Source organism: Niveispirillum sp. BGYR6, assembly GCF_027568365.1.
In the GTDB taxonomy this organism is placed as follows: Bacteria; Pseudomonadota; Alphaproteobacteria; order Azospirillales; family Azospirillaceae; genus Niveispirillum.
The window spans coordinates 149,614-171,620 of sequence record NZ_JANLNL010000012.1 but is presented as its reverse complement, the minus strand read 5'-3'; the positions used below and the strand labels follow the sequence as shown (position 1 = coordinate 171,620).

General features: G+C 63.8%; 15 protein-coding genes. 8 read left to right on the top strand and 7 right to left on the bottom strand.

Annotated features, from left to right (window positions below):
- The first annotated feature begins 4 nt into the window (after positions 1-4).
- The gene (locus tag PCJ49_RS21085; protein ID WP_269912683.1) at positions 5-445 is read left to right on the top strand and encodes a helix-turn-helix domain-containing protein; all 441 of its coding nucleotides are present in this window, start codon (positions 5-7) and stop codon (positions 443-445) included.
- Between the two features lie 1,254 nt (positions 446-1,699).
- Here PCJ49_RS21085 and PCJ49_RS21080 read toward each other — a convergent pair.
- A complete protein-coding gene (locus tag PCJ49_RS21080; RefSeq protein ID WP_269912682.1) occupies positions 1,700-3,502 on the bottom strand; it encodes an IlvD/Edd family dehydratase in 1,803 nt (600 codons plus the stop codon).
- Positions 3,503-3,521: 19 nt separating this feature from the next.
- On the bottom strand, positions 3,522-4,673 hold the full coding sequence (locus tag PCJ49_RS21075) for an aldose epimerase family protein (protein ID WP_269912681.1): 1,152 nt from the start codon (positions 4,671-4,673) through the stop codon (positions 3,522-3,524).
- A gap of 110 nt (positions 4,674-4,783) precedes the next feature.
- Between PCJ49_RS21075 and PCJ49_RS21070 the strand changes: the two genes are divergently transcribed.
- The 4 genes from PCJ49_RS21070 (at position 4,784) to PCJ49_RS21055 (ending at position 9,070) form a co-directional block, all read left to right on the top strand.
- Positions 4,784-6,097, top strand: a complete 1,314-nt coding sequence (locus PCJ49_RS21070; protein ID WP_269912680.1) for a sugar MFS transporter — start codon at positions 4,784-4,786, stop codon at positions 6,095-6,097.
- Positions 6,098-6,347: 250 nt separating this feature from the next.
- A complete protein-coding gene (locus PCJ49_RS21065) occupies positions 6,348-7,928 on the top strand; it encodes an aldehyde dehydrogenase (NADP(+)) (RefSeq protein ID WP_269912679.1) in 1,581 nt (526 codons plus the stop codon).
- A gap of 181 nt (positions 7,929-8,109) precedes the next feature.
- A complete protein-coding gene (locus PCJ49_RS21060; protein WP_089288397.1) occupies positions 8,110-8,298 on the top strand; it encodes a hypothetical protein in 189 nt (62 codons plus the stop codon).
- A gap of 142 nt (positions 8,299-8,440) precedes the next feature.
- Positions 8,441-9,070: a glycosyl hydrolase 108 family protein gene (locus PCJ49_RS21055; RefSeq protein ID WP_269912678.1), complete on the top strand. Its 630-nt coding sequence runs from the start codon at positions 8,441-8,443 to the stop codon at positions 9,068-9,070.
- A gap of 24 nt (positions 9,071-9,094) precedes the next feature.
- On the opposite strand, the gene PCJ49_RS21050 is transcribed toward PCJ49_RS21055, so the two are convergent.
- The 3 genes from PCJ49_RS21050 to PCJ49_RS21040 form a co-directional block, all read right to left on the bottom strand.
- Complete coding sequence (locus PCJ49_RS21050) at positions 9,095-10,600, bottom strand: tryptophan halogenase family protein (protein ID WP_269912677.1); 1,506 nt, start codon at positions 10,598-10,600, stop codon at positions 9,095-9,097.
- Positions 10,601-10,785: 185 nt separating this feature from the next.
- Positions 10,786-12,213 (bottom strand): glycoside hydrolase family 125 protein, encoded by a 1,428-nt coding sequence (locus PCJ49_RS21045; protein ID WP_269912676.1) that lies wholly within the window; start codon positions 12,211-12,213, stop codon positions 10,786-10,788.
- Between the two features lie 345 nt (positions 12,214-12,558).
- The gene (locus PCJ49_RS21040) at positions 12,559-15,549 is read right to left on the bottom strand and encodes a TonB-dependent receptor (protein WP_269912675.1); all 2,991 of its coding nucleotides are present in this window, start codon (positions 15,547-15,549) and stop codon (positions 12,559-12,561) included.
- Between the two features lie 394 nt (positions 15,550-15,943).
- Between PCJ49_RS21040 and PCJ49_RS21035 the strand changes: the two genes are divergently transcribed.
- From PCJ49_RS21035 to PCJ49_RS21025, 3 genes are read left to right on the top strand one after another with little or no spacing between them, the layout of a single operon-like run.
- Positions 15,944-16,573 (top strand): TetR/AcrR family transcriptional regulator, encoded by a 630-nt coding sequence (locus PCJ49_RS21035; RefSeq protein WP_269912674.1) that lies wholly within the window; start codon positions 15,944-15,946, stop codon positions 16,571-16,573.
- 1 nt (position 16,574) lies between these two features.
- A complete protein-coding gene (locus PCJ49_RS21030; RefSeq protein ID WP_269912673.1) occupies positions 16,575-17,657 on the top strand; it encodes an efflux RND transporter periplasmic adaptor subunit in 1,083 nt (360 codons plus the stop codon).
- Complete coding sequence (locus tag PCJ49_RS21025; RefSeq protein WP_269912672.1) at positions 17,654-20,740, top strand: efflux RND transporter permease subunit; 3,087 nt, start codon at positions 17,654-17,656, stop codon at positions 20,738-20,740. The genes PCJ49_RS21030 and PCJ49_RS21025 overlap by 4 nt, the downstream gene beginning before the upstream one ends.
- A gap of 41 nt (positions 20,741-20,781) precedes the next feature.
- On the opposite strand, the gene PCJ49_RS21020 is transcribed toward PCJ49_RS21025, so the two are convergent.
- Together PCJ49_RS21020 and gspG are read right to left on the bottom strand one after the other, a co-directional pair.
- Entirely contained in the window at positions 20,782-21,534 is a 753-nt protein-coding gene (locus tag PCJ49_RS21020) for an A24 family peptidase (protein WP_269912671.1), read from the bottom strand.
- Positions 21,531-21,995 (bottom strand): type II secretion system major pseudopilin GspG, encoded by a 465-nt coding sequence (gspG, locus tag PCJ49_RS21015; RefSeq protein ID WP_269912670.1) that lies wholly within the window; start codon positions 21,993-21,995, stop codon positions 21,531-21,533. Before gspG ends, PCJ49_RS21020 begins: the two co-directional genes overlap by 4 nt.
- Positions 21,996-22,007 lie beyond the last annotated feature (12 nt).

The window sequence follows — 22,007 nt, the reverse complement described above, 5'->3', positions numbered from 1 at the left end:
AGCCATGGCCCGCCCGTTGAAACCAGAAACTGCGTTTTCGTCCCGGTTGATTGCGGCGCGGCAGCCGATGGAGCGGGAGCTGTTTGCCACCCATCTGGGGGTGCCGAAGACAACCCTGGGCAATTGGGAGCGGGGACGCTCTGAACCGCCGCTGGAGATGCTGGAGAAGATCCGGCAGATCACCGGCGTGTCGCTGGACTGGCTGATTGCCGGCCACGGGCCGATGCGGGGGGAAGGGAGCGGCAGCGGCGGCGGGCCGGGTGTGGCGACGGGCTATAACCGCAGCCTGATGCAGGCCCTGATCGAGGTGCATCTGGAACAGGCTGAGTCGATGGGGGTCACCCTGACGCCGCAGCAACTGAGTGCAATGATATTAAATACGTATGATCAGAATGTAGAGAATCTGCATAACCTGATGGCGCCCCCGGCGGCGAAGACTGCATGAAGGAATATGCAATAAAAATTTGCAGAAATGGGGGGGGCGGGGGATTGATTCGCCCCTATCCTTTTGTATATGGTCATAAAGTCATGGGCCGGGAGGGTCCATGATTCCAGGGGTTGGGCGCCTCTGGCTGTGGGCACGCGCATGTCCGAACCTCCGCCGCTGTTATGGATTTCCCGCCGCACTGGGCGACGGGGTACAGCTGAGCAGGATGACATTGATGGATGCGCGATATTCAGTTGAACAGCTCAAGGCCCTTTTCACCGAAACGGCCCGCCGCAACATCCGCGCTGCTGCGATGGCGGCTTCTGTGGGGATCAGGGTTGGGGTGGTGGTGGTGGTGGTTGCTGGTGGCATGGCTGCCGGCATGGGTGCCACGGCGGCGACGGCGGCAGCGACGATGGCTGGATATGGCTCTCCACCCGCGCCCGGGGCCACAGCGCGGGGCACCGCTGCACCATGTTTTCTGGCCGCCGATCAAAGGGTCTGCCCCCTCCCGATTCGCCGATTTTTTTCCCTCCGCCGTCTCCAAAACCATCTGCCCCCCTCCTCAATCCCCCCCCGCCTGAACATTCTCCACGCTTTCTGAATTTATCTGTCGGGGGTCAGCCGGCACGATCAAGGGAGATTTGTATCATATTTTCACTCAATTTAACATTATTAAATAATTGTCTCACACATCACACAGATAAAAAATAACGCTCCTTATTAATGGAGGAAAAATTGGCAAACATAAGTGGAGTTATCATGCCTGGCCTCGCAGTATTTAGTTCAGCACCCCCGACAGGCGTGCCGGGTGCCGGGTACTGGGAGGCGAGTTTTGATATGCAGATAAAAACTATAAATAAATCAACGTGGAGCCCGGTCTGGTTTTCCACAATATTGATTAATGCCACGGAATTTTCAGTTAGAATTCAGCCAAGCGGGAAAATAACCCCGCCCTCCGGGGGGCTAACGCTACCAGATGGATTCTCGCCGGCATTTTATTGTAATTCGGTTTTTGTAGGTTCGGGTACGCCGGCGACAACAACAAATATGACATATGCGGTTTCAAGTGAAAGTGAGTTCAAGATAAAATATATTACAAATAGCTATTATGTATATTTTAGCGGGTCAATCTTGTGCCAAATTGACTCTACCGGACTGCCAACTTCAAGTGGCCTTTATAATTATCAAGATTTTCTAGTTCTGTCTTCGTAGTACCAAAAAAAGGCTCCCCCCAGAATACTGCCGGGGGGAGCCTTTATGACAGACCGATCAGTGATTATCGCGCGGCAGGCCCTTGGTCTGGGCGATGCGCTGGTACTTTTCCGCCCCTTCCAGAATGGCACCCGTGTTCATCTGGCCCACCGTGGCGCGCTGGATTTCCTGCCAAGGCGTCTGGGAGGCCGGATAGGCATAACCGCCCGCAGCATCCAGTTCCGCCCGGCGCCGGGCCAGTTCCTCGTCAGAGACCTGCACATTGACGGTGCAGTGTTTCAGGTCGATGCGCACCCGGTCGCCGGTGCGCAGCAGGGCCAGGGCCCCGCCCGCCGCCGCTTCCGGGGAGGCGTTGAGGATGGAGGGGGAACCGGAGGTGCCCGACTGGCGGCCATCGCCGATGCAGGGCAGGGCGGAGATGCCTTCGCGGATCAGGTAGGCCGGCGGGCGCATATTCACCACTTCGGCCGCCCCCGGATAGCCCACCGGGCCGGCACCGCGCATGAACATCAACGTTTCCGGCGTGATGCCCAGCGACGGATCATCGATGCGGTGATGGTAATCCTCCGGCCCGTCGAACACCACGGCGGGGCCTTCAAAGGCTTCCGGATCGTTGGGGTTGGACAGGTAGCGGTCGCGGAATTCCGGGCTGATCACGCTGGTCTTCATGATCGCGGCATCGAACAGATTGCCGCGCAGCACGATGAAGCCGGCCTTCTCCTTCAGCGGCTGGCCATAGGGGCGGATGACCTTTTCATCCTCAATCTCCACACCCCGGCAATTGTCGCCAATGGTCTTGCCATTGACGGTCAGGGCGTTTTCGATGATGCGGCCCTGCTGCATCAGCTGCGACACCACGGCGGGCACGCCGCCGGCGCGGTAATAATCCTCGCCCAGATATTCGCCGGCGGGCTGCAAATTCACCAGCAGCGGGATATCATGGCCATGGCTCTGCCAATCCTGCAGGTCCAGTTCCACGCCCATATGGCGGGCGATGGCGGCCAGATGGATCGGCGCATTGGTGGAACCGCCAATGGCGGAATTCACCGCAATGGCGTTCAGGAAGGCATCGCGCGTCAGAATATCCGACGGCTTCAGATCTTCATGCACCATCTGCACGGCGCGCAGACCGGTGCGATAGGCCATCTCCTGACGGTCACGATAGGGGGCCGGGATGGCAGCACCACCGGGCAACTGCATCCCCAGCGCCTCGGCCAGGCTGTTCATCGTGGTGGCCGTGCCCATGGTGTTGCAATAACCCGTGGACGGGGCCGACGACGCCACCAGCTTGATGAAACCGTCATTGTCGATCTCACCAGCCGCCAGCATCTGGCGGGCCTTCCAGACGATGGTGCCGGAACCGGTGCGTTCGCCCTTGTGCCAGCCATTCAGCATCGGGCCGACCGACAGGGCAATGGCGGGAATGTTCACCGTGGCCGCCGCCATCAGGCAGGCGGGCGTGGTCTTGTCGCAACCGATGGTCAGCACCACGCCATCCAGCGGATAGCCGTACAGCACCTCCACCAGGGTCAGATAGGCCAAGTTGCGGTCCAGCCCCGCCGTCGGGCGCTTGCCGGTTTCCTGGATCGGGTGGACGGGGAATTCCAGCGGAATGCCCCCGGCCTCCCGAATACCGTCGCGCACCCGTTCCGCCAGCACCAGATGGTGGCGGTTGCAGGGGCTGAGGTCGGAGCCGGTCTGGGCAATGCCGATGATCGGCTTGCCGGAGCGAAGCTCCTCCAGCGACAGGCCGAAATTCAGATAGCGCTCCAGATACAGCGCTGTCATGTCGATATTGGCCGGATTATCGAACCAGGCTCGTGAACGCAGCTTCTTCGGTTCGGTGGGCGCGGGGGTCATGACCAACGGTCCTTCATTCTTACTGGGCAACGGACAAACGGAAACTCATTTCATGGCGATAGGGTTTCCCCGGATCGACACGGGCAGAGGTGAAAGCGGGCTGGTTGGGCGCATCGGGGAATTTCTGCGGTTCCAGGGCGATCCCATCGCTCATCCGGTACAGGTGCCCCTGCTTGCCCACCAGCGTGCCATCCAGGAAATTGCCGGTATAGACCTGGATGCCGGGCTGGGTCGAGTAGACCTCCAGCACGCGGCCGGAATCCGGGTCTTCCAGGAGGGCGGTCAATTTCTGCTTGGGCGTCAGGCCGCTATCGATGGCGAAATTATGGTCATAGCCGCGACCGGCGACGATCTGCGGGTCGGTGCCGTCGCGCAAGCCCTCGCTCAGCACCCGGCCCTTGCGGAAGTCAAACACCGTGCCTTCCACCGGCTTCAATTCCCCGGTCGGGATCAGCGCGGCGTTGACCGGGGTATAGTGGGAAGCCGGCAGCGTCAGCTTGTGCCGCAGAATACCCAGCGGGCTGCCTTCGCCGGCCAGATTGAAAATGGCATGGTTGGTCATATTGACGATGGTGGGCTTGTCGGTCGCCGCCTCATAGGTCATGGACAGAACGTTATTCTCATCCAGCGTATAGGTGGTTTTCACTGACAGGGTGCCGGGATAGCCCTGGTCGCCGTCCGGGCTGGTCAGGGTCAGGGCGACCGATGCCGTCTCACCCTGGCGGATATCGGCCACCTGCCAGTTATGCTTGTCGAAACCCTTCACCCCGCCATGCAGCGAATTCTGCTTGTCGTTCTGGGTCAGCTGATAGGTCTTGCCATCCAGGGTGAAGCGCCCGCCGGCAATCCGGTTGGCATAGCGGCCCACCGTGATGCCGAAATAGTTCGGCGTCTCCACATAGGGTTTCAGCGTGTCATGGCCCAGCACGATATCCGCCACCGCTCCCGTCCGGTCCGGCGCCTTCAGCGCCTGCAATGTCGCACCATAAGTCAAAATGGTAGCGCTCACACCCTTATTATTGATAAGGGTGATCGCCTCCACCTTGGTGCCGTCGGGCAGCTCGCCAAACGGCGCGCGGCTGGCGCTGGCGGCGAGTGCTGCGGCAGAGCTCAGCAGGCTGGTGGCACACAGGGCGACAACAAGGGCGGGACGGAGATGCTTCCGGGGCAAGATCGGGGTTCCTTCCTTTTGAAACGATGCGCCGTTGACCGGCTCGCTTTCTGCCAGCTATATACTCATACAAAATAGAATGGAAGCCGTCCCGAGAGGAAACGCCCAAGATGCCACCAGCACCGATTTCCAAGCCCGGCACCGGCCATGCGGCTGTCGCTGCCGTGGTCGACAATTATCGCCCCGTGCTGGCTCTGCTGGCCAGCCTGTTCTTTATCTGGGGCTTCATCACCGTTATCAACAACACGCTGCTGCCGCATTTACGCAGTGTTTTTGACCTGACCTATGCGCAGACGACGCTGATCGAGTCGGTCTGGTTCATCGCCTATCTGGTGGCCTCGGTCCCCTCGGCCAAGCTGATTGAACGGATCGGCTATCGCCGCGCCATGGTGGCGGGGCTGCTGACCATGGCGTTCGGCTCCTTGATGATGATTCCGGCGGCGCGCATCCCGTCTTATGAAGTGACGCTGGTGGCTTTGTTCATTGTGGCGGCGGGCATTGCCCTGCTGCAGGTGGCGGCCAATCCCTATGTCGCCGTGGTCGGCCCGCCGGAAACGGCGTCATCGCGGCTTAATCTGGTGCAGGCGTGCAATTCCGCCGGCACTACCCTGGCGCCCCTGTTTGGCGGTTATCTGATCCTGGGCCGGTCGACCGGCGGCACGGCGGAAGCCGGCGCCACGCTGACGGCGGCCGAACGGCTGGCCGATGCCCAGTCGGTGCAACTGCCCTATCTGATCGTGGCGGCGGTGCTGCTGGTGCTGGCCTTTGTCATCGCCCGTTCCCGCCTGCCCGATATCAGCGCCACCGCGCGCCGGGCCGATGCGGAAGAGCGCAAGAAACATTCGCTGTGGAAACACCGTAATCTGGTGTTCGGCGTGCCGGCGATCTTCATCTATCTGATTGCCGAAATCGGTGTGGCCAACCTGTTCATCAATTTCATCAGTCAGCCGGATATTGCCGGCGTCACCCATGAACAGGCTTCCAGCTATCTGTTCCTGCTCTGGGGCGGGATGATGGTGGGCCGCGTCGGTGGCGGTTATCTGATGCGCTGGGTCAAGGCGGAAAACCTGCTGGCCGTGGCCTCCATCGGCGCCTTTCTGGTGATGATGATGGCGGTGCTGCTGGATGGTCCGGTCGCCATGTGGGCGCTGATCAGCGTCGGCCTGTTCCATTCCATCATGTTCCCCACCATCTTCACGCTCGGCATCCGCGGCCTGGGGCCGCTGACGGAAGAGGGGGCGGGGTTGCTGATCATGGCGATTGGTGGCGGCGCGCTGGTCTATTTCCAGGGGATGCTGGCCGATGCCTATGGGCTGCAGACGTCGTTCCTGCTGACGGCGGCGTGTGAACTGTATGTGCTGTTCTATGCCCTGTGGGGTGCCAAGCCGACAGCGGCCATTGAAGCCGGCCATCGGCTGGATTGAGGGTGGTTTTTGACGGGGGGGGGGGGAGCGAAGGGGGCACGCTTTCTCCCCCCTTTACCGTCACCCATGCTGCGGCCGGGGTCCAGTTCGTAGAGCGAGACGCCTGTGGCCCCTGGACCCCGGCCGCAGCATGGGTGACGGTGGTTAAAGCGGGCACGGGGGCTCCCCCCCCAACCGCCTGAGCGGTAACAGGCCCTTGTTATGATGCCCATGCGGGTATGGTACCCGCCGGAGCGGAGGTGAGTTTAAGATGAGTGTGATCGACGGCAGCATCCTGATCGGTGCCAAGCAGGTTCAGGCCCAGGCCCGGTTCCAGGCCCTGAACCCCGCCACGGGCGAGGTGATCGGACCCGATTTCTCCGAGGCCGATGCCGGCCATGTGGCGGAGGCCTGCGCCCTGGCGGCTGCCGCCTTCCCCGCCTTCTCCACCCTGTCGCTGGAAGCCCGCGCCGCGTTTCTGGAGGATGTGGCCGCCCGCATCCTGGCTATCGGCGATGATCTGATCGTCCGCGCCATGGCCGAATCCGGCCTGCCCCGCCCGCGCCTGGAAGGGGAACGGGGCCGCACCGTCGGTCAGTTGCGCCTGTTCGCGTCCGTGGTGCGCCAGGGTGACTGGCTGGATGCCACCATTGACCCCGCCCTGCCCGATCGTGCCCCCCTGCCCCGCCCGTTCCTGGCCCGCGTCAATCAGGCCATCGGCCCGGTCGCTGTGTTCGGCGCCAGCAATTTCCCGCTGGCCTTCTCCGTTGCCGGTGGTGACACGGCGTCGGCGCTGGCCGCCGGCTGCCCGGTGGTGGTGAAGGGCCATCCGGCCCATCCGGGCACGGGTGAACTGGTGGCCCGCGCCATTGCCGAGGCGGTGGCCGCCGCCGGCCTGCCCGAAGGTGTCTTCTCCTATCTGCCGGGCACGACGCAGGTGCTGGGTGGGTCGCTGGTGGCGCATCCGCGCATCAAGGCCGTGGGTTTCACCGGCTCGCGCGCCGGCGGGTTGGCGCTGGCCGCCATCGCCGCCAAGCGCCCGGAACCCATTCCGGTCTATGCGGAGATGAGTTCGATCAACCCGGTGCTGCTGCTGCCGCACGCGGCCGCGTCACGCGGGGCCGATCTGGCCGCCGCCTTCATCGGCTCGCTGACCATGGGGTCGGGCCAGTTCTGCACCAATCCCGGTCTGGTGCTGGCGCTGGCCGGGCCGGAGACGGAGGCCTTCATCGCTGCCGCCGGGGAGCATCTGAGCAAGGCCGCCGCCCAGGTGATGCTGTCCGGTGGCATCTGGCAGCATTATTGCGCCGGCGTCGACAAGCTGGAAAGCCACGAGGCTGTCACCCTGGTGGCACGCGGGCTGGCGGGCGAGGGCGTGAACCGGGGCCAGGCCGCCCTGTTCCGCACCGATGCCCAGCATTTCCTCTCTGATGAGGCGCTGGGGGCGGAAGTGTTCGGTTCCTCCTCCCTGGTCATTGTCTGCCGTGACAAGGCGGAGCTGGCACAGGTGCTGGCCGGGCTGGAAGGCCAGTTGACCGCCACCATCCTGATGGATGCGGCCGATCAGCCGCTGGCGGCTGAATTCCTGCCCCTGCTGGCCGAACGCGCCGGCCGCGTGCTGGCCAATGGCTGGCCGACGGGGGTGGAAGTCTGCCACGCCATGGTGCATGGCGGCCCCTTCCCCGCCACCAGCGACGCCCGTACCACCTCTGTCGGCGCGCTGGCGATTGATCGTTTCCTGCGCCCGGTCTGTTACCAGAACCTGCCCGACGCGCTGCTGCCGCCGGCCGTGCAGGCTGCCAACCCGTGGAAGGTCACCCGCCGGGTGGATGGCGTGCGTCAGCCGACCTGATTGGGCGGACGGTTCTGCGCGCGGAACTGGGGGAAGGCGGTTGATCCGCCTTCCCCTTTTTGTTTCCGCATAACAATTTTTGGAACCGTCATGGAATTTTCACCACCACTATTAATGGTATTTCCCATATGATGGCGGCGAAGGCCGACGGCCCATTGACCTGCCGCCAAGGAATTTCCCGATGACCGACACCAGCAATACCAATCCACCTGCCCCCAGCACTCAGGCCGCCCTGAATGCGGTGCAACAGGCGGTCGAGAATGCCGTGAACGCCGTACAGCAGCAGATTGAAAACCAGATTTCGAACGAGCAGAACGGCATCAAGAACGCCATCAACCAGAATAGTTCCAGCGACACGCCGGCCGGCTGAGGCGGGCCGGGTCCAGCGTCCCCGGCAGCAAACGGCCTTACCAGTTCCAGGCCACCGCCGCGCGGATGCAGGCAGCGGCCCGCGCCAAAATGGCGGAAGAGATCGGTGATAATTCCACGAAGAAGCGGACGGAGTGAGGGCCATGTCTTTCCCAACCCCTGAACAAGCCTTTCAAACCACCATCGCCCAATGGGAAGGGTTGTGGGAAGCCAACCCGGCCGACACCGGCAATTATGCCCATTGCCAAGCGGGCGGCACGAAGCTGATCGGCACCATGCGGGGCGTAACGCCCGATATCTATGGGGCCTGGATCAATGTTGATCCCTGCACGCTGACGGCCCAGCAGATGCAGCAGGATGTGACCCTGGAGGTGGCCGCCCAGATCGCCGTGAAGGATTATTACGAGCAGCCGGGCCTGAACAAGCTGGGCTGGAGCCCGCTGATCGCCATCACCATGGATTTTGGCTGGACCGCCGGCCCGTCCCGCGCCATCAAAACCTTGCAGACCCTGGTCGGGGCCAGCGCCGATGGGGTGCCGGGACCGGGTACGGCGGCGCAGGTTAACCAGTATATTGCCCAACATGGCATCGCCGCTGCCTGCGACAACTATACCGGTCAGCGGGTCCAATATTATCTGTCGATCAGCCAGCCCGGCTCTGCGGATGCGCAATTCCGTCAGGGCTGGCTGAACCGGGCCAACTGGTTTTTATCCACCAACCCTTCGCCCTGCTGGTGGGATGCCTGGCGGGGCTGGACGCCGGCTGTCAGCTGAATGTCCCCCACTGGCAGGGCTGGCTCACCGGCCCTGCCAGCTGAACGGGCCATCCACCATGCTGGCATGGGTTGGCAACTGGTCGGCCGTGCGGGCGATCACCCGGCGCATGGCCTGCAATATGTCCGCCCGTTCGGCCGCCGGCACGGCATCGGCCAGCTCGTCGCGGCCCTGCGGGGTCACCCCCTGGCCCAGCAGCACGGCCAGCCAGCTTGGTTCGTGGAAAATATCCTCATCCCGGATGAACAGCCGGCCGGTGCGGCGGAACAGGCCGATAGCGTCTTTCAGGCTGTCGGGCTGGTCAATTGCGGCGCAATGCCGCCAGAACGGCGTGTCGTCGCGTTCGGTCTGCGCATAGTGCAGGATCAGGAAATCGCGCACCCGTTCGAACTCCGTCGCCATGCGACGGTTATATTCATCGCGCACCGCCGGATCGAAATCCCGGCCGGGGAACAGGTGGATCAGCTTGGTCACCGCACTCTGGATCAAATGCAGGCTGGTGGATTCCAGCGGTTCCAGAAAACCTGAGGCCAGCCCGATGGAGACCACATTGCCCCGCCAGGCCTGTTCCCGCCGGCCGGTGACAAAGCGCAACCGGCGCGGTTCGGCCAGTGGCGGCCCATCCAGATTGGTCAGCAGGGCATCTTCCGCCGCCTGATCATCAATGAAACCGCTGCAATAGACATGGCCATTGCCGGTACGGTGCTGCAGCGGGATGCGCCATTGCCAGCCGGCATCGCGCGCGGTGGAGCGGGTGAACGGCGTCAGCGGCTCCACCCGCGCGCAGGGTACGGCCACCGCCCTGTCACAGGGCAGCCAGTGCCGCCAATCCAGATAGGGGGTCTGCATCACCTCCCCGATCAGCAGGGCGCGGAAACCGGTGCAATCCAGGAACAGATCACCGGCCACCACCCGCCCATCCGTCAGGTGCAGCGCCGTGACGAAGCCGCTTTCCGGATCACGCGCCACATGCTCAATCATCCCTTCCAGCCGGGTGACGCCATGCCCCTCTGACAGCCGGCGCAGATGGGTGGCATAAAGCCCGGCATCGAAATGATAGGCATAGCCATATGTCGCAAAGACCGACTGCCCCCCGTCCGGCGGCACGGCGAACCGGCCGGATGCCGCCGCCGCATGGACCAGCGAATAGGCTGCCAGCGGCGTGTCATCGCCCGCCGCACGGGCGGCCAGCCACTGCTGATGAAACGGCACCAGCCCGAAATCATCGCCATAGCGGCCGAACGGGTGGAAATAACGGTGGCCCTGCCGCCACCAGTTCACAAACTCGATCCCCAGTTTGAAGGTGCCGCGCGTGGCCTTGACGAATTCCGTCTCATCCAGCCCGATCATGCGGTTAAAGGCCTGGATGGGCGGAATGGTCGCCTCCCCCACCCCCACGGTGCCGATCTCCTCGGACTCCACCAGGGTGATGGCGGTGCCGGTGCCGCGCAACTGCCGCACCAGGGCCGCCGCCGCCATCCACCCAGCACTGCCGCCGCCGGCGATGACGATGCGATATGGAAGGGTCATGGGGGGAACTCCGGGGGTGGTGACGGTCAAGCATTCTGAAGTCGCCCCCTCTCTCTACCGTCACCCATGCTGCGGTCGGGGTCCAGTATCGTAGAGCAAGGCGCTTGTGACCCTGGACCCCGGCCTTCGCCGGGGTGACGGTAGAGAGGATGGCACCGGGTTGGAATCCCCGGATATCAGCCCCCCTACCCCAGCAAATGCGGCTTGGTCTTGGCCACCTGCAGGATCAGTTCGCCAAACAGCCCATTGGCCCAGGCAAACCAGTCGCGGGTGAATTTGGCGGGGTTGTCCTTGTCGAACGCCTCATGCATGAAGCCGGTGCCGGCATGGGTGGCCTTCAGCGTGGCCAGACACTGGGCGATCACCGCATCATCGCTGCTGGACAGCGCCCGCACGATCAGCGACATGGGCCAGACCTGCCCCTCGCCAATATGCGGGCCGCCGATGCCTTCCGCCGCCTTGCCCTGGAAGAACCAGGGGTTGGCGGGGCTCCACGCCGCATCCGCCGTGCGCCGCCACAGCGGATCATCCGCCTTCACACAGCCCAGCCAGGCCAGACCGGAGAGCGAGGGCACATTGGCATCATCCATGAAGACGGCATTGCCAAACCCATCCACCTCATAGGCCCAGACCTTGCGCCCGTCGGGCAGGTTCATGGTGCCATATTGGGCCAGCGCCTTTTCCACCTCATCCGCCAGGGCGGTGGCATCATTGGCCAGGGCCGCGTCACCGCGCGCCCCATTGGCCACCTGCGCCAACTCCCGCAGGGTGGTAACGGCGAACAGGTTCGCCGGAATGAACAGCGGGTAGAGGCAGGCATCATCCGACGGGCGGAAGGCCGAATGGATCAGCCCCACCTTGCGCGTCGGCAGGCCGATACCGGCCAGCAGCGTTTCCGACGGCTGCTGTGACGGGCGCTGGAAACTGTAGGGGCCGGGGCCATCCTTGCGCTGCTGTTCGCGGAAGGTGCGGACAATGGCGCGCGCACTCTCGGCCCAGGTGGCATCAAACGGGGTCTTGTCGCCCGTTTCCTGCCAATAACCATAGGCCAGCCGGATGGCGTAACAGAGGCTGTCGATCTCCCATTTGCGTTCAGCGACGCCGGGTTTCATCTCCGTCTGGTCGGTTTGCGACCAGCGCAGGTTGGTGCGCGCCGTGGGGTCTTCCATGAAGGCGTTGGCATAGGGGTCGATCAGGATCGAGCGCGCCTGCCGCCCGATCAGGCCGCGGAACAGTTCCCCCAGCTTGGGATCTTCGCGCACCAGATGCAGATAGGGCTTCACCTGCGCCGCAGAATCCCGCAGCCACAGGCACGGGATATCGCCGGTGATGACAAAGGCGTCGGGCTTGCCGTCCACCGTCCCCATCTTCACCGTGGTATCCAGCGTGTTGGGATAGCAGTTGGTGAACAGCCAGGCCAGTTCCGGGTCGGCGATCTTGGCGGCAACCCGCTTGATCTCCGCCTCCACCGCCTTGGAAACGAAATGCCGTTCCCCCACCGGGGGGCGCTTACTGGCAAAGGCGGGCGTGGCCGCACGCACCGCCGGCCCCATCGCCGCCGTTGCCGCCAGCGCCACACCACCCGCCATCAGGGACCGCCTATCCACCACCATCGTTCGTTTCCTCTGCCTGTTTTGTTGGTTGGGTAATGCGCTTTGATGAAAATGAACAGCCGATAAAGGGCTAAAAAGAGCGGCGTCACGGGGGAAGCTGCAACGCCGCCTGGGAGTTTTGGGGAAAACTGACCCCCGCCCCTCCGTCATCCCGGCGAAAGCCGGGACCCAGGGGCCAAGTGCCCGACCTATCGGCAGCCCCGATCAAGGCTGTGTTGACGGTTGATCTTGTGACCCTGGGTCCCGGCTTTCGCCGGGATGACGGAGGGGGTAGATGTAGGGAAAATGAAAGAATCCCCCCAGGCGGCACCCCGTGCCACCCAGGGGAAACCCTTCACCCACGCCTTAGAACTTCCAGGTCGTGCCCAGATAGGCGCGGCGACCGGCGTAGGAGTTGGAATAGAAACGCGCCTTGGTATCGTTGCCCAGATGCGCCTTCTGTTCCGACTTGGTCAGGTTGATGACCGAGGCGGTGACGGTGATGTCATCCGTCAGGTTGAAGGTCGCATTCAGGTCGATCTGGTCATACGGCTCCTGATAGACATTCAGGCCGGAGACGATGCCACCCACCACCGTGCCACGGCGGTTATAGGAGGCGCGGACCGAATAGAGGTCGTTTTCATAGAAGATCGACGTATTGATCTGCGTCTTGGCGCTGCCCACCAGCGGGGAGGAACCGACCTTCTTGCCTTCCAGCGTCACATCGGTGACCGAGGTGTCGTTGTAGGTGAAGTTGGCCAGGAAGCCGACGCCGATATCAAACGTATGCTGGGCATACAGCTCGATCCCCTGCGAGGTGGCATCAGAGCCGTTGGCGTTGGTGGAATAGCCTTCCACCGTCACACTCTTGCCATCGATCACGCGGGTGGTATCGATGACCAGCGGCACGATGAAGTTGGCCACATCCTTGCGGAACAGGCCGATGCCGACGACGGAGCCCTTGGAATAATACCATTCCACGCCGGCATCATATTGCCAGGCTTCGAACGGCTTCAGTTCCTTGTTGCCGCCCGAACCGGTCCAGCCTTCCCGCTCGCCATATTTCTGGCGGTCGGCGGCATAAGCGGCGGAACGGTATTCCAGGCGCTGCTGCGAACCCAGATCGCTGTAACCCGGACGGGCAATGACCTTGGAGACGGCACCGCGCAGGATGATATCGTCCGTCACCTCGTACGCGGCGTTCAGGCTGGGCAGGAAGTCGGTATAGGTCTTGTCCTGGCTGGACAGCACATTGACCTTGGTTTCCCGCTGATCCTGCGGCAGCACGATTTCCAGCCCCGGCGTGCAATCGGTACGGCCGGTATTGGGGCAGATGGCAGCCGGGCCCTTGGGGCCGTTCGGACCATCCAGATAGTAATCATTGAAATAGGTGAAGCGGTCAGACGACTGGCCGCGCTGCTTGGTCTGGGCCACCCGCAGGCCGACATTGCCGCGCAGGCGGTTCCAGCTGAAATTACCCTGGACGTAACCGGACCAGATATCCTCGTTCACGTCATAGACGAAGTCGGTTTCCTCGCGGCGCACCGGCTCGCCATAGGTCTTGTTCAGATAGCCCAGATAATTGTCGAAATTGATGCCGGGGAAGATATTGGCGTTGAAGCCGCCCGTAATGTTCCCCATCGCCTGGGAATAGAAGAAGGACGGGTCGGCCACACCGCCGGCCGCCGTATCCTGGTACCGGAGCTGCTTTGCCTTGTCGGCGTACCACAGCGTGTTACCGGTCAGGCGATGCACCTTGGCGGTGCGGTACTTGGCACCGAACTGCACCGATTCCAGCACCGTATCATCAAAGCGGCGGGTGAAATCGCTCTGGAAATAGGTCTGTTCCAGCGTGCTGTTCACCCAGGAACTGTCGGTCGAACCCGTATCAATCTGGGCAATGCCCTTCATCAGGTTCTCTTGGATGTTGGGCGAGAAATTCATGTTCAGATCGCCGGAGGAGAAATCCCACGAGCTGAGCGTATTACCGTTGGAACCTCCCAGCGCCGAGGTCAGGCGCGGCTTGGCCGACATGCGGAACAGCATGGAGGGGCCACCGGTGGCGCGGGTCTTGCCCACCTTCACGCTGGCATCGAACTTGTCGGTATTATAGTCGATATCGAAATCGAACGTGTTGGAAACGCTCTTTTCCTCGCTATAGATGCCGGAAAGCTGCGGCGTTTCCATGGTGCAGGGCGGCTTCATGATGGAGCAGCCGCTGCCGCTCGGCACCTGGAATGCCGCCCCCTGGAAAATGGTTTTCGACGGGTCCAGCTTGGCGCCGGTGAAGAAATTATCGTAACCCCATTCCGGAATCTTCAGCAGATTCTGGGTGTAATTGCCTTCCAGCTCAAAGCGGAAGTAATTGGCGGTCAGGGTCAGATCGTCGGTCGGGCGCCACTGGCCGGTGGCCTGCACGCCCAGGCGGTCGCGGCGTTCTTCCTTGATGCCGGCATTGACCGATTGCGGCGTCCAGTAACCGGAATAACGATTACCGGACTGGTCCTTTGTACCGCCACCCCACCAATAGGAAATGGCCTGGTCATTGGCATATTTCTGATTGTTAACGTCCGTGGCTGGCTGCACCTTGCGGTCATCCGTCCACCAGCGCCAGCTTTCCGTGCTGGCTTCCATGGTGCGGGTGGTGCGGCGCTGCCAGGTGGCGCCCAGCAGCACGCCATAGGTCTCGCTGGCATCCTTCCAGGACAGCATCCCGGAAACCTGCGGGTCGGCCTTCTTGGTGGTGTCACCATAGGTGCCTTCGACCGACAGGAAGTTCGACCCTTCCGGCAGTTCCAGCGGACGGCGGGTATGCAGCAGCACGGTACCGCCCACGCCACCTTCATCGATGCGCGCTTCCGGCGACTTGAACACCTCCACCTTGGAGATCATGTTCGAGGGCAGCAGCACATAATTAAAGGAACGCGACGGGTCTTCGCTGTCAGCCGAGGCAACATAATTGCCGTTCAACTGGGTCAGCGTCAGGTCGGATTGCAGGCCGCGGATGGATACCCGCTTGCCTTCGCCGCCATCGCGGCTGATCACGATGCCCGGCACGCGCTGCAGCGAGTCAGCCACGTTCTTGTCGGGGAACTTGCCGATATCCTCGGCATTGATCACGTCAACGAAGGCGTTGGCTTCGCGCTTGTCGCGCACGCTGGCTTCAATGGAGCCGCGGAAGCCGGTGACGATGATTTCTTCCAGTTGTTCGCCACCGGAAGTCACATCCTGCGCCTGGGCCACCCCGCCCAGGCCAGCCAGCAGCAGAACGCCGCCGCTGGCGCTGGCCAGCAGGCTGCGGTACCGGCGCTGACGCTTGCTCACACTCTCTTCATGGCGCGAATTGATCTTCGCCATCTTGATCTCCCTCCCACATCAAGCAGCGGGAGGCATTGCCCATCCCCCCGAATGTGCCCGTGTCGATTGCGATTTCACTGATTGCTTATGATTGGGGGCCGCCTTGGCGCCGACCCCGCCTTCCTTTGAACCGCATCAGATGTAATCGATTACATATTAGCTGCTCCTTTGCCCCTGTCAAATGGTTTGTAGTGGTTTTGTGAAGGTTACAGGATGGGCCGGCCTGCATCCTGCCATGTGCCCCTCTCCACGCCGGGGTGGTTCCTGCCAGATCGGCAGCCAAAGCTTTGTGACGATGCGCGACGACACCGCAGCCCCACCTTGCAGCCAACGCATTTGATGATTTTTTGAACACGTTTATTATACGCGTACATTTAATTTAAAGGAACGATCCATGGCCCGGCCGTCGCTGACCGAGGAACAGGTGAACGAGGTGCGGCAGCGCCTGCTGCTGGAGACGGGGCGGCTGATCGCGCGCGATGGCTATGCCGGCTTTTCCATGCGCCGCCTGGGGGCGGCGGTGGAGATGACGGCCGGGGCGCTTTACCGCTATTTCCCTACCAAACAGCATGTGCTGCTGGCCTATTTCGCGGCAGCCCTGACCAGCCTGTCGCAACGGCTGGACGCCATCGACGCGGCCGAACCGGACCCGTTGCGGGCGGTACACCGGCTGGCGCTCGCCTATGCCGATTTCTGTCTGGAGGATCGGGACCGGTTCCGTCTGTTGTTTCTGGAGAATGACCAGGGCCAGTTTCAGGAACTGAGCAGCGACCCTATCCTTTTGCACCCTTACCAGCTGCTGCGGACGCGGGTGCAACAGGCGATTGTCGCCGGGTTGCTCCGCCCCCTGCCTGCCGATACGGCCACCCAGCTGGTCTGGGCCGCCGTCCACGGCGTGATCAGCCTGTCCATCAATGTGCCCGAGATTGATTTTGGCGAGGTCCGCCCCCTGGCGGACGCCGCCGCGACCATGGCGATCCGGGGGCTCGCCAACCCGTCCGCCCTCCCCAGCCTGGAGCGTTGAGATGTCCATCCTGCGCCCGGCCAGCCTGGCCGGCCTGTTCATCCTGTTGGCCCTGACTGCCTGCACGCGGGAGGAAACAACCCCCGAGAAACCACGGCCGGTACGCACCCTGACCGTCAGCCCCGGCGGTGAGGGGGAAGAGATCGTGCAGACCGGCGATATCCAGCCCCGCTATGAAACCAGCCTGGGTTTCCGCATTGATGGCCGCCTCACCGCCCGCAAGGTGGATGTGGGCGCTGCGGTGCAGCCGGGGCAGTTGATCGCCACCCTGGATGACCGCGATGTCCGCAATGAGCTGCGCGCCGTCGAGGCGGAATTGCGCAGCGCCCAGGCGGCGGAAAATCTGGCCAAGGTGGCGCTGGAGCGCCAGCAGGCGCTGCTGAGCAAGAATATCGTCGCCCAGGCGCGGGTGGATGAGGCGGACGCCAACCTCTCCAGCGCCAAGGCGCGGCGCGAAGCGGCAGAGGCCAGTCTGGCCAATGCCCGCAACAAGCTGGCCTATACCAACCTGACGGCCGACCGGGCCGGTGTGGTCACCGCCATCGGCGCCAATGCCGGCCAGGTGGTGTCGGCCGGGCAGATGGTGGCCACCGTCGCTTCCACCGATGAGAAGGAGGCCGTGTTCAACGTGGCCGAAACCCTGGTGCAGGAAGCGCCCGAGCATCTGTCCATCAGCGTCGCCCTGGTCAGCGACCCTGCCATCAAGGTCAGCGGTACGCTGCGGGAGGTCAGCCCCAGCGCCGATCCTATCACCCGCACCTATCGCGTGCGCATCAGCCTGCCCGATGCGCCAGAACAGATGGGGCTGGGTGCCACGGTGACGGGGCGGATGCGGCTGGAAGGCGGCCAGGGCATCCGCGTGCCGGCCAGCGCCATCAGCAACCAGTCGGGTGAGCCGGCCGTTTATGTGGTGGACCGCGCCAGCGCCAGCCTGCTGCGCAAGCCGGTGACGGTGGCGCGCTATACCGATCAGGAAGCGGTGATCGCCAGCGGGCTTGCCGCTGGCGACATCGTAGTGACGGCCGGTGTCAGCAAGCTGCGCCCCGGCCAGAAGATCGCCCTGGACAGCGAGGCCGGGAAATGAGCCGCAAGCATCATCCCGACAAGGAAGGGTTCAACCTGTCCGCCTGGGCGCTGCAACAGCAGCCGCTGATCATCTTCCTGATGCTGGCCACGCTGCTGGGCGGGGCCTATGCCTATCTGCATCTGGGCCGCAACGAAGACCCACCCTTCACCATCAAGACCATGGTGGTGCAGGCCAACTGGCCGGGGGCGTCGGTCACCGACACCATCAATCTTGTCACCGACAAGCTGGAAGAAAAGCTGGAGGAAGTGCCCTATCTGGACCGGCTGGACAGCTATACCCGCGCCGGCCAGTCGACCATCATGGTCAATCTGCGCGATGACACCCCGCCGGCCCAGGTGCCGGACATCTGGTATCAGGTGCGCAAGAAAGTGTCGGACGTGGCGCCGATGCTGCCGCAGGGCGTGCAGGGGCCGTTTTTCAATGACGAGTTCGACGACACGTTCGGCATCATCTATGGCTTCACCACCGAAGGCTATACGATGCGGGAGCTGCGCGACCGGCTGGACACGATCCGCGCCCGCCTGCTGACCATCCCCGATATCGGCAAGGTGCGGCTGCTGGGGGTGCAGGAAGAACAGATCGTCGTGGAATTCTCTCCCCGCCGGCTGGCCTCTCTGGGCCTGGACGAGGGGGCGGTGATGCAGGCATTGGGCGCGCAGAATGCCGTGGCCCCGGCCGGCCTGCTGCGCCTGCCGGATGAGAAGGTGGCCATCCGTGTCGGCGGGGCCTTTGCCTCGGAAGACAGCCTGCGCGCCGTCACGCTCAGGGCCAATGGCCGTTTCGTGACGCTCAGCGATTTTGCCAGCATCCGCCGCATCCCGGCCGACCCGCCGGCCCCCCTGTTCCGGGTGAACGGGGAGCCGGCGCTGGGGCTGGCCATTTCCATGGCCAAAACGGGCAATCTGCTGGATTTCGGCCAGAAGGTGCAGGCCATGATGCAGCAGGTGGCGGGCGGGTTGCCGCATGGCATTGAGGTCACCCAGGTGGCCGATCAGCCCGTGGTGGTGAAGGGGGCCGTCAACAGCTTCGTCAAGGTGCTGGTAGAAGCCGTTGCCATTGTGCTGGCCGTCTCCTTCCTGTCGCTGGGCACGCGGGCGGGGCTGGTGGTGACATTGTCCATCCCGCTGGTGCTGGCCATGACCTTCATCGGCATGGAACTGACGGGCATCGGGCTGCAGCGCATCTCGCTCGGCGCGCTGATCATTGCGCTGGGTCTGCTGGTCGATGATGCGATGATCACGGTGGAAACCATGGTGTCGCGGCTGGAGGGTGGGGCCGGGCTGAAGGAGGCTGCCTCCCACGCCTATCAGACCACCGCCTTTCCCATGCTGACCGGCACGCTGGTGATGATCGCCGGCTTCATCCCGGTCGGTTTCGCCGCATCTTCCGCTGGTGAATATTGTTTTTCCATGTTCCTGGTGGTGCTGATTGCGTTGATCACCTCCTGGATCGTGGCGGTGCTGTTCTCCCCCCTGATCGGGACCTGGGTGCTGCCGCACAGCATGGCCGGGCACGGCCATGGCGAAGGGCGGATCATGCGCGCCTATGGCAGGGCGCTGGACTGGTCGCTGGCCCATCGCGGGCTGACCATCGGCGCCACGCTGCTGCTGCTGGGTGTGTCAGGCTGGGCCGCCGGCTTTCTGGAAGAACAGTTCTTCCCGCCCTCGGACCGGCCGGAACTGCTGGTCAATATCGATCTGCCGCAGAATGCCTCCCTGGATGCCACCGACCGCACGGCCAAGCGGTTGGAGGCCATCTTGAAGGATGATCCGGATGTGGAACGGTTTTCCACCTATGTCGGCTCGGGTGCGGTGCGTTTCTATCTGCCGATGGATGTACTGCTGGAAAATGACAATATCACCCAGACCGTGGTGGTGGCCAAGGATCTGGCAGCGCGCGACCGGCTGCGCGCCCGGCTGGATGCCGTCTTCCGCCGCGATTTCGCCGATCTGACCACCCGCGCCATGCCGCTGGAACTGGGGCCGCCGGTGGGCTGGCCGCTGAAGTACCGGGTGCAGGGGCCGGATATCGAACAGGTGCATGATATCGCCCAGAAGCTGGCCAATATCCTGGCGGAAAACGGCAATATCCGCGATGTCAACCTGACGGCGGGGGAACCGCAAAAGCGGGTGCGCATCGATCTGGACCAGACGCTGGCGCGCGCCGTCGGCACCTCCAGCCAGGATGTTGCCAGCGCCATGGCGGCCATCTTCTCCGGCACCAGCCTTACCGCCGTGCGCGACGGCAACCGGCTGATTGAGGTGGTGGCCCGCGCGCAGGCCGGGGAGCGCAACGACATCGCCACCATCGCCAATTTGCAGATCACCACGCCCAGCGGGGAACAGGTGCCGCTGCGCCAGATCGCCCAGTTCTCATATGGGGTGGAACAGCCGGTGATCTGGCGGCGCCAGCGCACCCCCATCATCACCGTGCAGGCCGACGTGGCCCCCGGCCTGCAGCCGGCCACCGTGTCGGGGCAGGTACAGGCGGCGGTGGCCCAGCTCAACGCCAGCCTGCCGGCCGGTTATGGCATCACCGAAGGCGGGGCGGTGGAGGAGTCGGAAAAGGGCAACCATTCCGTCTTCGCCCAGGTGCCGTTGATGCTGCTGGTGATGGCCACCTTGCTGATGGTGCAGTTGCGCAGTTTCAGCCGGCTGGCGCTGGCCCTGCTGATGGCACCGTTTGGCTTGATCGGCGTGGTGGCGGCCATGCTGCCCACCGGGATGCCGCTGGGGTTCGTCGCCCAACTGGGCATCATCGCCCTGGCCGGCATGATCATCCGCAATGCGGTGATCCTGATCGAGGAGGTGGACAACAACATCGCCCGCGGCCAGCCGGTGACGGACGCCATCAAGGCCGCATCCCGCCACCGTGCCCGGCCCATCGTGCTGACGGCCTGTGCCGCCATCCTGGGCATGATCCCCATCGCGCACCAGGTTTTCTGGGGCCCGATGGCCTATGCCATCATCGGCGGGCTGGCCGGCGCCACCCTGCTGACCCTGACCCTGCTGCCCTGCCTGCTGTCATATCTGTTGCAGTGGGAGGGGCGGCAGGTGGCAGCAGCGAGGGCGCCGGCATAAATGGAAAGGGGGACGGAGGCTGGCGACTGCCGGCCCGCTGATCACACCAGCGGCCCCGCCAGCACCAGGATGAACAGGGCCAGACAGAGGGCGGGGCCGAAGGCAATCACATCGCCGGCCTCCCCCCCATCCGCCCCGCCCCAGCGCCGCGCCGCCAGCAGGTGCGCGATGCCGGCCCCGCCGGACAGGATCAGGAAAAGCGGCAGGCCAGCCAGCCCCAGCCACAGCCCGGCCACCGCCATCAGTTTTACATCGCCCAGCCCCAGCGCCTCCCGCCCCTTCCAGCGGCTGACCAACAGGCGCAGGGCCAAGGCCAGCCCGCCATAAAGCCCGGCCGCCGCCAGATGGTCGGCCCACAGCGCTGGCACATCCTGCCAGCCAAGCCAGAGCAGCCCGGCCAGCCCCGCCAGCGCCACACCCGCATCGGGCAGATAGTGCCATTGCGCATCAACCAGGGCCAGAAACAGCAGCGCCGTGCCCAGCCACGCCACCAGCAACGCCGCCACCGGATCGGCAAACCACAGGGCGCAGGCGAGCCAGAGCAGCGCCGTTGCCGCCTCCACCAGCGGGTAAAGCGCGGCCACCCGGCCGCCGCAATGCCGGCAGCGCCCGCGTGACAGCAGGAAGGACAGCACGGGCAGCAGGTCCGCCACGCCCAGCCCATGGCCGCAGGCGGGGCAGGCCGAACGCCCCCACACTGTCACCCCACGCGGCAGCCGCCAGGCCATGGCGGCGATGAAGCTGCCAAAACAGGCCCCCAGCAGGGTGAAAAGGACGGTTTCCAGCCCGGTCATGGCGCCGGTGGCATGGCGATATCGGCGTCCGCCCCGCTGCCGCCCGGCTTGCCATCGGCGCCCAGGCTGATGACGCGGGCGACGCGGCCGCCGGCATCCACCTCATAAAGATAGGGGCGGTCCCACGGGTCGTTGGGCAGCGCCCCTTCCAGATAAGGGCCCATCCAGCGCCGCGCCACCGCCGCATCACGCGGCGGGCTGACCAGCAGGGCCAGCCCCTCCGCCTTGGTCGGGAAGCGGCCCAGATCGAGATACAGCGTGTCGAGTGCGGTTTTCAGCACACGGGCCTGGGCCGTGGCCGCCGTCACCTTGCCGCGATCGACATTGGATAAAAGCCGCAAGCCCACCAGCCCCAGCAGCAGGCCGATAATCACCAGCACCACCAGCATTTCCAGCAGGGTGAAGCCGGCCTGCCGGCGGCGAAGGGGGCGAAGCGCTGTGGGCAGCCGACGCATGGTCATGGTCCATTTTCC

Bases quoted from the DNA above. Each gene is read 5' to 3' on its own strand.
- PCJ49_RS21085 (WP_269912683.1), top strand. From the start codon at position 5: ATGGCCCGCCCGTTGAAACCAGAAACTGCGTTTTCGTCCCGGTTGATT.
- PCJ49_RS21080 (WP_269912682.1), bottom strand. From the start codon at position 3,502: ATGACCCCCGCGCCCACCGAACCGAAGAAGCTGCGTTCACGAGCCTGG.
- PCJ49_RS21070 (WP_269912680.1), top strand. From the start codon at position 4,784: ATGCCACCAGCACCGATTTCCAAGCCCGGCACCGGCCATGCGGCTGTC.
- PCJ49_RS21065 (WP_269912679.1), top strand. From the start codon at position 6,348: ATGAGTGTGATCGACGGCAGCATCCTGATCGGTGCCAAGCAGGTTCAG.
- PCJ49_RS21060 (WP_089288397.1), top strand. From the start codon at position 8,110: ATGACCGACACCAGCAATACCAATCCACCTGCCCCCAGCACTCAGGCC.
- PCJ49_RS21055 (WP_269912678.1), top strand. From the start codon at position 8,441: ATGTCTTTCCCAACCCCTGAACAAGCCTTTCAAACCACCATCGCCCAA.
- PCJ49_RS21050 (WP_269912677.1), bottom strand. From the start codon at position 10,600: ATGACCCTTCCATATCGCATCGTCATCGCCGGCGGCGGCAGTGCTGGG.
- PCJ49_RS21045 (WP_269912676.1), bottom strand. From the start codon at position 12,213: ATGGTGGTGGATAGGCGGTCCCTGATGGCGGGTGGTGTGGCGCTGGCG.
- PCJ49_RS21040 (WP_269912675.1), bottom strand. From the start codon at position 15,549: ATGGCGAAGATCAATTCGCGCCATGAAGAGAGTGTGAGCAAGCGTCAG.
- PCJ49_RS21035 (WP_269912674.1), top strand. From the start codon at position 15,944: ATGGCCCGGCCGTCGCTGACCGAGGAACAGGTGAACGAGGTGCGGCAG.
- PCJ49_RS21030 (WP_269912673.1), top strand. From the start codon at position 16,575: ATGTCCATCCTGCGCCCGGCCAGCCTGGCCGGCCTGTTCATCCTGTTG.
- PCJ49_RS21025 (WP_269912672.1), top strand. From the start codon at position 17,654: ATGAGCCGCAAGCATCATCCCGACAAGGAAGGGTTCAACCTGTCCGCC.
- PCJ49_RS21020 (WP_269912671.1), bottom strand. From the start codon at position 21,534: ATGACCGGGCTGGAAACCGTCCTTTTCACCCTGCTGGGGGCCTGTTTT.
- gspG (WP_269912670.1), bottom strand. From the start codon at position 21,995: ATGACCATGCGTCGGCTGCCCACAGCGCTTCGCCCCCTTCGCCGCCGG.